22 protein-coding genes are annotated in these 14,805 nt (G+C 60.0%); 8 read left to right on the forward strand and 14 right to left on the reverse strand.

The genetic code is table 11. The annotated features are described in order from the left end of the window. Positions 1–991: type I secretion C-terminal target domain-containing protein (locus CU669_RS20315; protein ID WP_146747825.1), on the forward strand; the 991-nt coding region annotated here is incomplete at its 5' end. A 45-nt stretch (positions 992–1,036) separates the two neighbouring features. Here the strand turns inward: CU669_RS20315 and CU669_RS21515 are convergent. Continuing rightward, positions 1,037–1,678 carry a transglutaminase-like cysteine peptidase gene (locus CU669_RS21515; protein WP_161539751.1) on the reverse strand — a complete coding sequence of 214 codons (642 nt, stop codon included), beginning with the start codon at positions 1,676–1,678 and terminating at the stop codon, positions 1,037–1,039. A 154-nt stretch (positions 1,679–1,832) separates the two neighbouring features. On the opposite strand from CU669_RS21515, the gene CU669_RS20325 reads away from it, so the two are divergent. From CU669_RS20325 to CU669_RS21665, 7 genes are all read left to right on the forward strand, one after another. Continuing rightward, on the forward strand, positions 1,833–3,932 hold the full coding sequence (locus CU669_RS20325) for an HD domain-containing phosphohydrolase (protein ID WP_161539752.1): 2,100 nt from the start codon (positions 1,833–1,835) through the stop codon (positions 3,930–3,932). 3 nt (positions 3,933–3,935) lie between these two features. After that, positions 3,936–4,265 carry a hypothetical protein gene (locus CU669_RS20330; protein ID WP_112147421.1) on the forward strand — a complete coding sequence of 110 codons (330 nt, stop codon included), beginning with the start codon at positions 3,936–3,938 and terminating at the stop codon, positions 4,263–4,265. 46 nt (positions 4,266–4,311) lie between these two features. Further along, positions 4,312–4,680: a hypothetical protein gene (locus CU669_RS20335; RefSeq protein ID WP_112147422.1), complete on the forward strand. Its 369-nt coding sequence runs from the start codon at positions 4,312–4,314 to the stop codon at positions 4,678–4,680. Between the two features lie 163 nt (positions 4,681–4,843). After that, complete coding sequence (locus tag CU669_RS20340; RefSeq protein WP_112147423.1) at positions 4,844–5,119, forward strand: HU family DNA-binding protein; 276 nt, start codon at positions 4,844–4,846, stop codon at positions 5,117–5,119. Continuing rightward, the gene (locus tag CU669_RS20345; protein WP_112147424.1) at positions 5,112–5,594 is read left to right on the forward strand and encodes a MucR family transcriptional regulator; all 483 of its coding nucleotides are present in this window, start codon (positions 5,112–5,114) and stop codon (positions 5,592–5,594) included. Before CU669_RS20340 ends, CU669_RS20345 begins: the two co-directional genes overlap by 8 nt. A 57-nt stretch (positions 5,595–5,651) precedes the next feature. Further along, entirely contained in the window at positions 5,652–6,041 is a 390-nt protein-coding gene (locus CU669_RS21660; RefSeq protein ID WP_205119525.1) for a hypothetical protein, read from the forward strand. A gap of 372 nt (positions 6,042–6,413) precedes the next feature. Continuing rightward, on the forward strand, positions 6,414–7,202 hold the full coding sequence (locus CU669_RS21665; RefSeq protein ID WP_205119523.1) for an NYN domain-containing protein: 789 nt from the start codon (positions 6,414–6,416) through the stop codon (positions 7,200–7,202). A 75-nt stretch (positions 7,203–7,277) separates the two neighbouring features. Here the strand turns inward: CU669_RS21665 and CU669_RS20360 are convergent, their stop codons facing one another. From CU669_RS20360 to CU669_RS20420, 13 genes are all read right to left on the reverse strand, one after another. Then, positions 7,278–7,532 carry a hypothetical protein gene (locus CU669_RS20360; RefSeq protein ID WP_112147425.1) on the reverse strand — a complete coding sequence of 85 codons (255 nt, stop codon included), beginning with the start codon at positions 7,530–7,532 and terminating at the stop codon, positions 7,278–7,280. Continuing rightward, positions 7,529–7,792: a hypothetical protein gene (locus tag CU669_RS20365; protein ID WP_192884642.1), complete on the reverse strand. Its 264-nt coding sequence runs from the start codon at positions 7,790–7,792 to the stop codon at positions 7,529–7,531. The genes CU669_RS20360 and CU669_RS20365 overlap by 4 nt, the downstream gene beginning before the upstream one ends. A 145-nt stretch (positions 7,793–7,937) precedes the next feature. Continuing rightward, positions 7,938–8,219: a hypothetical protein gene (locus tag CU669_RS20370; protein WP_112147426.1), complete on the reverse strand. Its 282-nt coding sequence runs from the start codon at positions 8,217–8,219 to the stop codon at positions 7,938–7,940. Positions 8,220–8,300: 81 nt separating this feature from the next. Beyond that, complete coding sequence (locus CU669_RS20375) at positions 8,301–8,576, reverse strand: hypothetical protein (protein ID WP_112147427.1); 276 nt, start codon at positions 8,574–8,576, stop codon at positions 8,301–8,303. A gap of 12 nt (positions 8,577–8,588) precedes the next feature. Then, positions 8,589–9,248, reverse strand: a complete 660-nt coding sequence (locus tag CU669_RS20380; protein WP_146747829.1) for a collagen-like protein — start codon at positions 9,246–9,248, stop codon at positions 8,589–8,591. Beyond that, positions 9,241–10,116 (reverse strand): phage portal protein, encoded by an 876-nt coding sequence (locus CU669_RS20385; protein ID WP_112147429.1) that lies wholly within the window; start codon positions 10,114–10,116, stop codon positions 9,241–9,243. The genes CU669_RS20380 and CU669_RS20385 overlap by 8 nt, the downstream gene beginning before the upstream one ends. Continuing rightward, positions 10,026–10,598 carry a phage portal protein gene (locus CU669_RS22110; protein ID WP_161539754.1) on the reverse strand — a complete coding sequence of 191 codons (573 nt, stop codon included), beginning with the start codon at positions 10,596–10,598 and terminating at the stop codon, positions 10,026–10,028. Before CU669_RS22110 ends, CU669_RS20385 begins: the two co-directional genes overlap by 91 nt. A 5-nt stretch (positions 10,599–10,603) precedes the next feature. After that, a complete protein-coding gene (locus CU669_RS20395) occupies positions 10,604–11,212 on the reverse strand; it encodes an HK97 family phage prohead protease (protein WP_112147431.1) in 609 nt (202 codons plus the stop codon). A 3-nt stretch (positions 11,213–11,215) separates the two neighbouring features. Continuing rightward, positions 11,216–11,962 carry a hypothetical protein gene (locus CU669_RS20400; RefSeq protein WP_146747830.1) on the reverse strand — a complete coding sequence of 249 codons (747 nt, stop codon included), beginning with the start codon at positions 11,960–11,962 and terminating at the stop codon, positions 11,216–11,218. Positions 11,963–12,022: 60 nt separating this feature from the next. Then, on the reverse strand, positions 12,023–12,415 hold the full coding sequence (locus tag CU669_RS20405; RefSeq protein WP_146747831.1) for a hypothetical protein: 393 nt from the start codon (positions 12,413–12,415) through the stop codon (positions 12,023–12,025). Beyond that, entirely contained in the window at positions 12,402–12,785 is a 384-nt protein-coding gene (locus CU669_RS20410) for a hypothetical protein (protein ID WP_112147434.1), read from the reverse strand. The genes CU669_RS20405 and CU669_RS20410 overlap by 14 nt, the downstream gene beginning before the upstream one ends. A 199-nt stretch (positions 12,786–12,984) precedes the next feature. Further along, entirely contained in the window at positions 12,985–13,188 is a 204-nt protein-coding gene (locus CU669_RS20415) for a hypothetical protein (RefSeq protein WP_112147435.1), read from the reverse strand. A 130-nt stretch (positions 13,189–13,318) separates the two neighbouring features. Further along, positions 13,319–13,789 (reverse strand): phage terminase small subunit P27 family, encoded by a 471-nt coding sequence (locus CU669_RS20420; protein ID WP_112147436.1) that lies wholly within the window; start codon positions 13,787–13,789, stop codon positions 13,319–13,321. Positions 13,790–14,805: the final 1,016 nt, after the last annotated feature.

Raw genomic sequence — 14,805 nt, forward strand, 5'->3', positions numbered from 1 at the left:
CGTAGCAAGCTGGATGTCTTTCGGCCAGGATGGCAGTGGCTATGGCGTTTATGGCCAGCATTTCAACGCCAATGGAAGCAAGGCTGGCGGCGAGTTCCTGATCAACACCACCACCGCCAGCGATCAATATCAGCCCTCGGTGACCGGGTTGGCGGATGGCAGCTTCGTGGCGACGTGGCAGTCTCTCGGCCAGGACGGCAGCGGATGGGGTGCGTATGGCCAGCATTTCAACGCCAATGGGACCAAGATAGGTGGTGAATTCCTGATTAATAGCGCGATTGCCAACGATCAAACTCAGCCTTCGGTAACGGGCTTGGCGGACGGCAGCTTTGTGGCGACGTGGCAGTCTCTCGGCCAGGACGGCAGCGGATGGGGTGTGTATGGCCAGCATTTCAATGCCGACGGCACCAAAATTGGCGGCGATTTCCAAATCAGTGACGTCAGTTTGAGTAATCAGATGTCCCCATCCGTCATAAGCCTCGCCAATGGAAATCTGGTTGTTGGTTACACTGACGATTCCAACAACACCAATATCAGAATTCAAGTTTTTGATACCTCTCTCCTGCCAAGGGATGTGGTGGGCACTTCGGGCAACGATTCGATCCATGGCACGACCTACTCGGATCGTTTGGATGGTGGCGGAGGAAATGACACTCTATTCGGAGGAGGTGGCTCCGATACCTTCCATTTCGGCCAGAACGGCGGCGTCGATCATGTCACCGACTTCAAGGTCGGATCGGCGGCCAGCGGCGGCGATGTCCTCGACATCAAGGACCTGCTGACTAATTTCGGTCCCGGAAAGGACCTTCACGACTACGTTCAGGTCACCCAGTCGGGGGCCAACGCGGTCGTGTCGGTGGATGCCAACGGCAAGGACGCAGCCGGGGCCAACGTGTGGACCCAGGTGGCGGTGTTGGACAACGTCACCACCACCTTGGACAATCTGCTGGGTGCCGATGCGGCGCATCCGCAGAACATCAAGGCGACTTGATCTGTCTGATTGGGAGTTGCGAGGGGGAGGCTTTCGGGCCTCCCCTTATCGCTTATGGCGCCACCAGGCGGATTCGTTGATGGAAAACATGGGGTTGTAGTGCTTGACGGTATTGGCCTCGACCACTTCCCGCACCTGATTGTCCAGCAGGTAGAGGACCCCATCCAGGTCCACCACCAGAATGGCGTGCCCTGCCTTCAGATTAAGGTCCTGGACTGCGACAACCCGCATGCCGACGACGGGCCAGCCCAACTGCTTCAGCGACATGTATTTGGCGATGGCGTAATCCTCGCAATCGCCGTTCTTTTCAAGGAATTCCCCCGGCGAGGCCCAGTAGTCGTCCATGCCGTAATTGACCGGATCGGTGATGTATCTGGCTCGGTTCAGCCAGCCGTTGATCTCGCGCAGCTGCGTGATGCGCCGGGTGCCCCGCAGGGTTTCGACAAAAGCCTGCCATTCCTTGTAGTGGCAGGTGTTCATCCGGCCTTCCTGGCAGGAACCCTCGCGCGCCGTCTTTTCGCTGGTGCTACGCTCGACGGCGTCGGTCCATTTCTTAAAAAGCGACATATTGTCCGAGCGGGTCTCCTGGGTGCCGAACAGCGCCCACGGCGGCGTATCGGCCGAGCCAGGGGCGCTCCAACCACAGGCCAGGGCAAGTATAAGACTTGCATATCCCAGTCTTGCCATCCGCTTCATCAATGCATGCCGCCTTCGAATTCTGTTCGTCGCGCAAGAGGCGTTATAGCACAAAGACTGTCCGTCTGGTAATTTACGCACGCTTTCCGGTTGTTGTTTCAAGAGGTCCGCCCAGAGGGGCGGAACAGGGAAAGGATAGCAGTTCATGGCAGGGGACCAGATCAGCCGTTTCAACAAGACCGGCATTGCCACCGTGCTCGCCATTGCCTTGGCGGCAATCATCGGGGTAATCGCCGCATTCTGGTTCGTGGCGGCGGAACGCGAGCGCGAAATCCAGGCTTGGCAGGTGCGCCTTGGCATCGTGGCCGACAGCCGGTTGGCGGCGGTGACGGGATGGCTGGACGACAATCAGAAAGCCCTGCGCGAGTTGACCGAGAACGCGTCGCTGCAAATCTACGTCACCGAGCTGACCATGGCCCAAGGCAATCGCGCCAAGGTCACCGACGAGCCGGCCCAGGCGGGCTATCTGCGCAACCTGCTCAACGCCGTGGCGTCCCGCAGCGGCTTCGCTGTGGCAGCTCAAAGCGCCGAGGTTCCCGCCAATGTGGAGCGGATCGGCAGCGCCGGCATCGCCATCCTTGATTCGGGACTCCATATCGTGGTGGCCAGCGGCGGAACCCCTCCCATCACCGGCGAGATCGCCCTGACCGCCAGCCGTGCCCTGGCCGGACAGCCGGCTATTTCCGATGTCTTCGCCAGCGGCAACGGCGAGCCCTCGGTTGCCTTCGCTCTGCCGCTCTATGCCATCCAAGCGGAAGGCAGTGCCAAGGCCATTGGCGCCGTCATCGGGGTTCGCCCCGTGACCGGCCAACTGGCGAGCCTGCTCAAGCAGCCGGGCGAGACCGCCGCCAGCGCCGAAAGCTATCTGATTCGCGCCCAGGGGGCGGCCATAGACTATCTGTCGCCGCTGGCGGACGGGACACCGCCCCTGAAGCGGTCCCTGGCCCGCTCCACCGCTGGGCTGGTGGATGTGCGCGCTCTCGAGCGGCCGGGCGATTTCAGCGAAGGTCGCGACTACGCGGGTACCGATGTGCTCGCCGTTTCCCGCGCGGTTCCCGGCACGGCTTGGGTTCTCATGCGGAATGTCGCAAGGTCCGAGGCCTTGGGGCCGACGGAAACCCGACTGCGGACCATCCTGATCGTTTTCCTGCTGGTGGTGGCGGGCGTCAGTGTCGGCTTAGTGGCGGTGTGGCGGCACGGCGCCTCGGTCCGAACCGCAGAAGCGGCGGAAAAGCATCGCATCGCCTCCGAGCGATTCGAAAGCCTGACGCGCTTCATGCGCACCGTCACCGATTCACAGCCGACCGAGATCGCCTGCGTCAATGCGTCCGGCGCCATCACATTCGCCAATCGGCCACTGGCCAGTCATTACGGCATCCCGATCATGGACATCAAGAACAAGCCCATGGTCAGCGTCTTGGGACCGGCCATCGCCAAGATATTGGCGGATGTGAACAAGCGGGTTGCTGAGACGGAGACCAATGAACACCACCTCCATCGGATTGAGGAGAGCGACGGCCTGCGCGAACTCTCCACCGATCATGTCTACATTCCGGGAAACAGCGCCCATCCTCCCAGCACACTGATGGTCTTTCATGACGTCACTAGCCTCGGGCGCGAGCGGGCGCGAAGCGAACAGCGACTTCGGCAACTGGTGAATACCCTGGTGGGGGTCATCGATCGCCGCGATCCCTATTCAGCCAATCATTCCTCGCGGGTGGCCGAGGTCGGAGCGGCAATCGCCGAGGAAATGGGGCTGTCGGAAACCCTGGTATCCACCGTCGATCTTGCCGGGCGCCTGATGAATCTGGGTAAGATCGTCATTCCGTCTGCCTTGCTGACCAAGGTCGGCAACCTCGCGCCAGAGGAAAAGGACTTGCTGGCGCGCAGCTTCGTCATAAGCGGCGATTTGCTGAGCGCCGTCGAGTTCGACGGCCCCGTGGTCGATACCATCCGCCAGATCGGCGAGTCGGTGGATGGCAGCGGGCCACTCGGTCTGAAATCGGGCGAAATCCTGGTAACCGCTCAGGTCATTTCTGTTGCCAACATGTTTGTCGGCATGATCAGCCCGAGAGCATGGAGAGAGGCCATGACCTTCGAGAAGGTGGTCGGCGATCTTCAGTCCATGATTGGAAAGCGTTTCGATCGCCAACCGGTGTCGGCCCTGATCAACTTCCTCGACAACCGGGGCGGCGTGCAAAAGTGGGCTTATTTCCGGGACATGCCCACCACAGAACAGGAGTGAGCCATGCCTTACGTGGTGAGGGATGAAGAGGGGCGGATAACCGGCTTGCTGGCGCAACCAGCCGAGGGGGGCGAAGAATTGCTGCCCAAGGATCATCCAGACGTCATCGCGTTTCTTGACGGGGGGATTGCTCAGCCTCAGGCGAGCCTTGCGGCGTCGGATTCCGGAATGGCGCGGGTCACGGAGGACTTGATCGACCTGTTGATTGCCAACAACCTTATCAACTTCACCGAATTGCCCGCCGAGGCTCAACGGAAGCTCCTGACCAGACGGTCGATGCGCACTGGCGATGCCTTGAATTTGGGACTGGTCGGACGCGGCGAGGTCATCTGAACCGGTTTGTAGCTGCACTTAAAACCCGAGAAATTGGAATTTCGCCTTGGCAGACTTTGATCCAGACATCGCTCACCGTCGTCTTTTTGAACTGCTGGATGTGGTGAAGGAGGCTGCCACTAGCGGACAAGTGGATGTGGAATACACTCAAAAATTACTTTCCGAGATCGACTTGCATCAGCAAGAGGAAGAACGCGAATTCGAACGCAGGGGACTGACCGATCTCGACCTCGCGCGCTACCAGCACAAGGAGATCCTTCGTCGTGCCGAAAGCTTTGCACAATTGTGCGCAAAATCCTCAAGTCAAGGCGATCTGCTTTCTGCCGTCGAGGCGCTGATCCACGCCATCCATGTCCATGAAAAATTCACCGACCGTGCCTTATTTGCAGAACTGGCAAATCCTCGGCAAGTCTAGCCATAAGACGCCAACTCTCCGCCAGCCCCCTGTGTGGGGCAGAGGCTTCAAGCTGCGCGCGCGAGGATTGAAGTGCTTCACAGATACCTTTAGCGTATCCGCGAACATATTGACCGAGGCCCTACTCCATGCCATCAGAACAATATCATTTTGGGAGGAACCTATGAACAAGGCTGATTTGGTTGCAAAGGTCGCTGCTTCTGCGGGCACCACCAAGGCGAATGCCGACAAGGCCGTTGAGGCGGTCTTTACTGCTATCGAAGCGGCATTGAAGGCGGGAGAAGAAGTCCGTCTTGTTGGGTTTGGCTCGTTCAGCGTCGCCCAGCGGGCAGCCAAGCAAGGCCGCAATCCGCGCACTGGGGCGTCCGTCCAGATTGCCGCCTCGAAGGCACCCAAGTTTTCGGCTGGTAAGGCTTTGAAGGATGCCGTCAATGGCTAACGACAAGACGGCGCTGACGGCCAAACTTGTTGCCGCCTATGTCGGCAACAATCAAGTGGAGGTCAATGATCTCGCGGACCTGATCAAGCGGACCTACCAAGCCCTGGACGGAGTTGGTGCACCTGCGCCGTCGGAGTCCGAGAAGCAAGCTCCCGCTGTCTCGATCAAAAAGTCTGTAACACCTGACGCGCTCATCTGCCTGGATTGCGGTAAGAAGCAAAGCATGCTCAAGCGACACCTAATGACAGCGCACAGGATGACTGTGGACGATTACAGGACGAAGTGGAACCTTGCCTCCGATTACCCGATGGTCGCACCGAACTACGCTTCGCGTCGCTCTGAGTTGGCGATTAAGAGCGGCTTAGGTCGAAAGCCAAAGTCAACGACCCAGGACTCTGCGGCTGGCGAGGCCCTCGTAAAGCAGAAGCGCCAACACAGTTATCCCGCATCCAAGTGGTCGAAACCCAGCGACTGACATCGAGTGGGATAGGTCAGTTCGCCAGCAATCTGGTCCTTTGAGCAGGAAAGCGTAATGACGACTGACCTCGACAAACTTAAAGGAGGCTCGCAGGCTCTGCGGGCGAAGAGCATCGCCAATGGTGGCGCCGAGGAGGAAGGCCTTGGCGGCATGAGAAACCCGATCTGGCAGCGCTGCCGGGGGGCTCGCGCGAGCTTCTGGAATCTGTCCCGCAAGCGCTCCCTCACCATGGAAATGGCCTGGAAGCTCAATCGGAAATTGGGCATCCCGGCGGAAAGCCTCCTTCGCCCAAATCCTCCGGAGCCATTAAAAAAGCTTCCCCGACCCACAAGCCGAGGGAACAATCTGCGGGACATTTGGGGGGACAAACCATATGCGGGCCCTGCTTTGGCACGCATATTTCAGCAGTTTGTAATGTATGTACTAATCACTTGTTTTTCATGATTAATATGGCGAAGCGCCGCGCCATCAGCGATCTCAGGAAATGGTCTGGATAGCCCTTTCACGGCGGTAACAGGGGTTCGAATCCCCTTGGGGACGCCAAATTCTCTAGCAAAATCAATGACTTAATTTTAGGCCTTCGGGCCTGAGTCCAGATTTTGTCTAGAATACGCGACTAAACCCGGATTGATCTAGATAGACACCCCCATTCATTAAAGGGAAGCGGGCGTTCGGACACGAATTCCAAAGATTTTGTTGACGAGGTCGTGGCTGCCCCATATCGTTCCCTCCCGAGATATCCGCCGACAGCGTGCTGTCGGTACAAGGGCCGCACCTTTAGGGGTGTGGCCCTTGCCATTTCAAAGGCGATTCGCTATGCGGACTTGGGTCTATGTCGATGGATTCAATCTCTATTATGGAGCGTTGAAAAACCGCCCATTTCGCTGGCTTAATCTCAAAGAGTTAGCTATCAATGTCATGCCATCGACTTGCAGTATAGAAAAGATAAAGTTTTTTACAGCCCGCGTTTCTGGAGGCATCGATCAAGATGCTCCAAAGCGACAGCAATTGTATTTAAATGCGTTGGCTACCGTCCCAGAAATCGAAGTTTACTTTGGACACTTTTTGGCAAAGCCAATTTGGAGGCCAATACTTAAGCTCCCAATCGCTGACGAGCCAATGCAAAGCGGATCAACATCGTTAACGCTTCCTGCTGGTGAATATTCGGTTGCTGGCGTGCATCCGGTAAGGGGGGCAGAAGTACGAAAATTAACGGTGGGGCATAACCATGTTGGAGGGCGGCGCAAAAGTCGAACAAAGCCCGCAATAAATGCTGTTACTGCCGAAGTCCATGCAATGGAGGAAAAAGGATCAGACGTTAACTTAGCCGTTCACCTTTTAAATGATGCGTGGAAGGGTGAGTTTGATGCGGCGGCTGTAATAACAAATGATACGGATTTGTGCGAGCCAATCCGCATGGTGGCGCAAGAACGAGGTTTTCCAGTAACAGTCATTTGCCCGACAGACGGAACTGGACAAAGTATGGCGCCAAAACTTCAAGCGGTAGCAAGTTTTTCGCGGCACATACATACAGCTGACCTTACCGCGTCGCAATTTCCCGATTCAATCCCAGGGACTAACCTACATAAGCCCCCTAATTGGTGAATGTAACCTTGGCACGAGCCCGGCCGGTAATGCTTAGCCCGGGGTGGTGCCCCGGCAAAGTCTAAGCCCCAATCATCACCGCCGAACCGGCCCAATCACCACAGGCGGCACCCCCGGCGACCCGGTCACAGTGCCCACGGTCATGCCTCGGCTGTCCAGGATATGCCAGTTGCCCGGCGACAGCTCCTTTAGCTGCCCCACCGTGGTGCCGTTGCGATCAACGAGATAGTGCTGATTCCCGATGGTCCGAGTACCCACGGCAGGCAGGTCGGCCGCCAGGGCGCGGGCGGCGATCAGCAGGACTAGGACGGCGAGGGCGGTGCGGATCATGGTGCCGACTTAAACCGGCCCTTCTCACACCAAAACTTAGTCTTCACACCGGGCTGAGCTTGAAACAGCTCGGCGGCGACGCGGCAATTTTCAAAGTTGTAGGTTTCGCGTTCCATAGCGTCAAACGTGGCGATGTGCAGCCGCATGTTGGGATCGGTGACGCTGTTCCGGTAAAGCGTGTAAGGTGTGCCGATTGACGGATCAGCCGCCAGGGCGCGGAAGCCGATCAGCAGGACCAGGACGGCGAGGGCGAGGCGCATAGGCGGATTCCTCATGGCTAAATTTTGAGCGTCGTCACGGGCGCATCCAATGAGCCGGATTGTCCGATTTACCCACGGAGTTATCCACAGATTCGGGGGATAACCATACTTTTGTAGGGGGCGCATATTCAACGCCGTGGCGGCGCTACACCGCAGCCCAATACCAGGGCTCATTGACCCAGGGTCGGTGCAGCTCCCAGCCCCGGCAGGATCGCCGCAGCCGAAAACGGCACGGGCCGCCAGGGTATGACGGCCCGGCGGGCTCGAAGCGGAAACCCAGGGCGTGCAGCTCGGCCAGGGCGTCGGAGAAGGTCAGGTTGAGGTACACGCCACGTTTGCCGGTGTGGATGGCGGCATAGAGGATGCAGGCGGCCGTGCCGTCCAGCGTCAGGGCGTCACCGCCACGCCGGAAGGTCATGGCGGCCATGATCAGCCCTTCGGCTTCTTGCCCTTGGCCATAGCGGCGGCAAGGGCGGCGATTTCGGCGTCGGTGAACGGGGGCATGGATTCAGCCTTTCGTCACAATGACGCTCGGCCAGGACGGCGGGGCGTCGTTCGCCCGTGACCGGGCGGCGTTGGCCAAGCGGTCGGCGATCCGGTCCAAAATGAGCAATTCCAGGTCGAGCAACTCGGCCCGCGTTGCCGGGTCGGACAGATCAATGTGGAGAGTGCGCCCCCGGCCACCCGCAAGCGGGTGTGAGGGGACCGCGTCCGGCGGCCGGGGGCTATCGGCACCGGCCAGGATCAAAACCGGTGCCAATGTGGAGTTGTGGGGGTTGGTCATGATCAATCCTCGTTACACGTAAATCAGGGTCAGGCGATCCGCCCAGACCTTGTCATATGCGGCCGTACCTCCGGCCCATTGCTCCGTCACATCGCCATCAGCGCCGAAGGTCACCAGCTTGATACGCCACCCGGCAGCGGATTCGGCGGTGCCGGGAACGGCCTCGCCCCGGTAGAAGGTGGACTCGTCGATGAAGTCGAGACGGACGGCCATCGCGGCGGCCTCGAAGCCCAAGGTAGCGTCGGTGACGATGGCAGCACCGCCACCAGAAGACGCGGCACCCGGCGTGCCCTTGGCGGCGAACAGCACCCAGCCCTTGCCCGGCGGCTTGGCCATGGTGCCCTCGGGGTCCGTGCAGACGTAGCTCGAGCCCTTGTATTCCACCACCGGATAGAACGGGGCCGCCTCGCTCGGACCATAGTAGGTCCGGCTCGGCTCCCATTTACCCTGCACGACGAATCCGACACCGGGCAGACCCTGGGGACCGGGTGCCCCATCGGCACCGTCACACCCAGGCTGTCCCATAGGGCCAGCGCATCCCGGCGGACCCATGGGGCCGGTCTGGCCATCCTTGGCGGCAGGGGCTTGCGCGATAGCAGCATCCACCAGCCTAGGGAGGGCGCGTTGCACCCAGCCCAGCGCGACGGCGACGGCAGCGGCGGCATTAGGCATTGCTCATGCCCCTCAAGAGGTCAACCAAGGCGGTGTTCGCGGCGATCTCCGACTCGGCGACGGGCGTCGGGTCATACGCCTTCGCCGGGGGCGGCGTGGTGGCGTTTGCCGTTGATCCGTCGCCGGGATGGTTGCTGTTCATCGGGGCGGCGATGTCGTCGCCGCCTTCGACAGCGGGCAGGCCCATGGCGCGGCGGGCGTCGTTCGGGGACAGCCAGCCCCCCATGCGTCCGGCGGTCAAGGCGGCGGTCTTGGTCGCGAAGTCTACGCGGATCAAATCATCTTCGTCGAACTCGACCACATAACCGGCGTCAAGCTCGCCAGGGGAGAGGCAGCACTTTTCAAGCACGGCTTCGATACGTTCGAGCCACGGCTGAATGCAGCAGGTATAGAACTCGACGGCGGCTTGCTCGACATTTGCCCTCGGCGCGCCGTTGACCACGGCCAGCATGTGCGGCGGGATTCGGAACAATCGGGCGACCTCCTCGACCGTGAAGCGGCGGCTCTCCAACAACTGCAGCTTGGTCAGGTCGGGCACCAGCGACTCGAAGCTCATACCTTCCTCGAGGATCGCCGTCCGGTAGGCGTTGCCAGCACCCATATGGGCACTGTCCCAGGACGTCCGCAGCCTGCTGATAGCCTCATTGGAAAGCTTGCCGTTGGCTTTCAGGATGCCACCGGGCGACGCGGCCTTGCTGAACAGGTTGCTCGCCTGGGCGTCGGCTGCGATGGCAGCGCCGACGCACTGGGCACCGGCCCGCAACAGCGAAACCGGGTTCAGAGGGTGCAAACTGCCCGCCCGGAAGTGGGCGAAATGCTCGGCGCCCACAAGTTGGGTCTTCGGCCCGATGAATGAGTCCACGAGCATGTCGCCGGGACTGATCGCATAGAACAGCCAGCCCCCGGCGCGACATAGAGTTGCGCCTTGCCCGGCGGCAACGGATAGATACCCTTGATGCGGCCGTTACGGTCTTGGTCGAGGTACCAGACTGACTCGCCGTAGATCATCAGTTGGTTGACCAGAATTTCCTTCAGCTCGAAGCCGGTCAAATAGTCGTTCGGTTGGCGGAGGAGGCGCGTAAGCGGATGATCGACGGGCGTCACGGTGCCATCAGGGGCGCGGTGACATACCTTGATGTCGCAGGCGGCGATTGTCTCACTGATCACCCGCATTGCGGCGGACAGGGCGACGTTGCCGGAGGCCAGGGCACCGCCGGGCGTCACCTTGACGTCGGACGTCGTCGCCATGCCCCCGAACAGCCCGCCCATGAGGGCGAAGCCCCCGAAACTGGGCTGGGCCTTCTGTTCAGGCTGGGGGGCGGGCGTGGGGCGTCGGAAGATATCGAGCATACCCATTATTTCCCCCTCCAGGCCAAGCCCTTGGGGGCGATCTTGCGGATGATGCCGCCATCGGCACGACGCATTTCGGCGATCTCGGCGGCGCGGTCTTCACGCTCCACACGGGCGCGGAGGGCGCGCAGCTCGGCGGCCCGGTCCGTGGGGGTCATGGTCTTGCCGATCACCAGCGCCTCGGCGTTGGCGGGCACAGCGCAGAAGCTGATTTCCATCAGCTCCGCCTTGGTGAACTTGCGGCCCGTGGCGATCGGCGTTGAAGTGATCGGCAGGAATCCAACCGATACCGTGTTTACGGCACCCTCGAGCACCTGCTGATAAACTATGTCGGCCGTGGTGGACACGCCCGCCTTCAGGAACTCAATGGTCGCTTCCAGGCGGCCGTTGGTGACACCGATATCGATGGTCCGGCCGATCACACGGTCATGGTCATGCGCCCACAAGACGGTCGGATTCTTACGATAGGGGCCAAGCTCCCAGCCGTTGGGATCGACCACATCACCGGCACGATCAACGGCGGCGGTTGAAGCGATCACACGGACTTGCCGGTTACCGTTGGCGGCGGTCGCAGCTTTGACCGTCGCGACCAAGTCCTTATTCACGTTGTTCATGTCCTAACCCTCCACCCGCTCGCAAATTCCATCATTGATCCAGCCCAGCACACGGCCGGGGATGTCCTTCCGGTCACGGTCCTGTTCCACCAGCGGCAGGGCGGCGATGTCGCCAAGGGCGTACATGTGACCGGGAACCGGCCCGGCCGCGCCCATGACGCCCACGACAGGCTGTTTGAGGAAGCGCACGCGGATATGGCCTTCGGGGCACCCCTTCGGCTTCGGCGGCGTCGCCCAATCGGCCAACTCGGCCCCGAACGCGTTGGCCGCGCCGGAGATTGAATCCAGCGGCCAGGGCGATTGCGAAAGCTTCAGATCGGCGGGCAACGTCGAGATAGCGGCGGCGCGGAGGGCGAAATACCGTTCCTGCTGCTGCATCGTCTTCCGGGCGGCGGCGACGAACGCCTTGCCAGCCTCGAGCATGGCGTCGGCCGCGACGGCGGCCACCCGCGCCCCGGCGTCGTCCAGTGAAGCCCGGTACACGTCGTCGGCCGCCTGCAGGCGTCCGGCCGTGATGCGAACGACCGATTCAGCGGCGGAAACAGCGGCGATCAGCGGCGCGAGGCGCTCCGCAATGTCGGTCGCGTCCGACTTGATCAGATCCGCCTCGGCGGATGCCTGCGACGCCTTCGCGGCGGCCAGGGCGGCCAGGGCGGTTTCGTGGGCGGTCTGGGCGGCGTTGGCCCCGTTCCGGGCCTGGATCACCATTGGATCGTCGCCGGGCTGGGGAATGAGGGCTTCGGTGGACATGGTCAAAGTCTCCATTCAAGTGCGACCACATATACCGGGGCTGTTTTGCCATTTCCTTCGCTATGATGGCAGATTTTGTAGTATCCGACCAACATGGCGGGGGCTTGGAATGCCGCCAAGCTTCGCAATTACAAAGAGTTGCTCATTAATCGTCCCGGCGTAGTCTTTCGGCATGGTGGTGGCTTCGTCACCATGACAGGCGGAGAACCGGCCGTAATTTGTCACAAGCGATTCGGACTTCGGGTCAATCTTGTCGCCGGGGATGAAGGCGGCGGCGGCCCGGATGGCGGCGTCTCGGACGGCATAGCGGATGGTCGAGGCGGTCAGTGTGCTCCGGCCACCATTGGCATGGGCAACCATCTGGGCGGCCATGAACTCGGCGTCGTCGGGCATGGCCGGATATCCCCGCAAGCTGCGCTCCACAATCCGGCAGGCGCGATCAAGCGGCGTCATTCAGCTTTTCCAGCAGCTCGGCCTTGATGATGCCGAGGTCGAGGAGAATGACGATTTTTCCGGCGACGGCGGTCGGTTCGGGGACAACCGAATGGTTCCATGTGCTGCCAGAACGCCAGATCGCCAGAAAGCCCGGCCGGTCACGGTCGGCGACAGCGGCGGCGGCACTGCCAGCACCCAGGGAGATGCGCTTCGGGGCGGAGAAGCGCGACAGCATGCGCGCCACGTCCAGCGCCAGCGCCTCGGACAACGGCAGGCGGGGGCCATATGACAGGGCGAGCGGCCCCTTGCCGCGCCAGCTGTAGATAAGTTGTTGATAGCAACCTGTCGCGGCGTACACCGCTTGGCGGGGGTAGGTCTTCGATTTCATGGCGGTAATTCCAAAATCTGATGGAAACGCCATTTCTTTTTACGATGATTCTTTCTACGAATAAAGCGGAAAGACTCAATGCAGCATGGCGCGGTAAGTACAGTGTTGGTTTTATACTACAAACTACTTCTGTTTCTGGTGACGAAAAAGGGGGTTGCTAATAGCGACCCCCCTCTTCACCGTGAAGACAGTGCACGCGCTACAGCCAGTTCAGCACCGCACCCAGGGCGCGCCGCTGGGCGGGCAGAAGGTCGGATGTGTGGGCGATGGCGGCCAGGACGGCCAGGACGTCGGCGCGGCCCTCAATCGGGCGGTCGAGGATCGCCAGGGCGGCAGCGTCGAAGGTGTCGCCGTCTATATAGTCGGTGCGGGTGGCAAGTGCCAAAGTTGTGATGGTATCCATTTGCGCAGTCTCCTCAGTTCCCTTGTGATACGCGCAGCGTATCACAAGGTGATGGGGGTGCGTGACTACGATTATCCCTACATTATCCTATACGATTCCTACGAATTTATTGCGCTATGTGCACATTACCTTAGAAATCCGCGAACTCTCCGCCGGAATAGTCTGCCTTCTCTTGGATTCCAAGCCGAGCACGGGAAAGGAAGTTCAGCCCCAACTCGCCCGACAGCCTGGAAAGGGCGCGGGAACTTGTCTCGACCACCAGCGCATGGGGCGAGGTCTTCTTCGAGCGCACGCCGGTCTTGATGGCGACTCCCGTCTCCTTCAGTGCGGCGACGGCCTCCAAGTAAAGCGCCCATGTCGTCACGTAGGTCGCCAGGGTGTTCCGGTCCAGCACGGTGAACATATTCCGGCTCTTCAGCTCGGGGGCCAAGCGATTCCACTCCGCCAGGGCGACGCCTTCCAGGTATTCCGGCGGTGTCAGCACGTCGTCGGGGGTGGGTACGGCCACCGTCCGGGCCGCAGTTGCCCGCGCCTTTGACGTCTTACGAGTTGTACCATGGAGCTGATGCAGCTCGGCGGACTTCGGCATTGTTCCACGCATGGCGGATTGATCCTTTTCGTGTAGGATTTAACCAAACATATCAATAGGATAGCATAGGATTGTGGCGGACGGGTCCAATTTTAACATTGGGCACATCCTGCGTCGCAGCTCGGCCCCGGCGTCGGAGAATAGCCCCCATATAGGAGGTTTCTTCCATCCCCCCACTAGGGCCGAAAACCCCAGGGTTTCCGCGTGTTTCACGGGGTATGAGGCATCCTATGCGTAGGATTTTTGCGATATCGGTGCATAACAACCATTGGTGCGGGTAGGTAGTGGTGCCCAGATTGCGGACACCCACACGTACAAGCTAATGAAAGCCTCTACCGTGTTGGCGGTTAGGTAGACGATTGCAGAGGTCGCTGATATCTTTAATGAGGGCAAAGATTGCTGTGGAGGTGCAAGTGGGAAGGATAAAGAATATTCTAACTTACGTTGGCCTTTCCCTCCTTTCGGCGTGCGCACCACAAATGGTTTGGAATAAACCGGGCTCTACTCAGCAAGACTTCAACCGGGACTCTTACCAATGTGAAAAGGATATGAGGCAAAGTGGGTATTTTGGTGGGGGGTTAGCCGGGGCGCTTAACGCTCAGGACTTCCAAAAAAGGTGTATGATTGCTGCGGGATGGACCTTACAAAGCCAGCAAAGCCCACCTGGAGGTTTCTACGAGCCCCCGGCGTCATCATCGTCCGTGCCTGCAACTCGATATGATATTAAGTGTAAGTTCACGGGGCATCCCCAGCCGGGGTCATATAGCTCTGCAAAGCAATGTACAGATGCCGGAGGGGAAGTCATAAATTAGGACTCCCGACCGATCTCCACGACCACCACACGGAAGTCATTGCGGCTGTTGCGGCTGTCTGAACCTACCCACAACCGGACTGTCTCAAAAAATAATTATGATTTTGGCCCCTCCACATTTTTTTATTTCTCCTGAGCTGTGACCTGCCGTGGGAATCCTCCTCCAGTCTGAAGTAGAGTCCGGCCCTGACAAGGACGGACGAGATGAAGCGCAGCA

The sequence above is a fragment of the Paramagnetospirillum kuznetsovii genome, from assembly GCF_003284725.1.
Taxonomy (GTDB): Bacteria; Pseudomonadota; Alphaproteobacteria; order Rhodospirillales; family Magnetospirillaceae; genus Phaeospirillum; species Phaeospirillum kuznetsovii.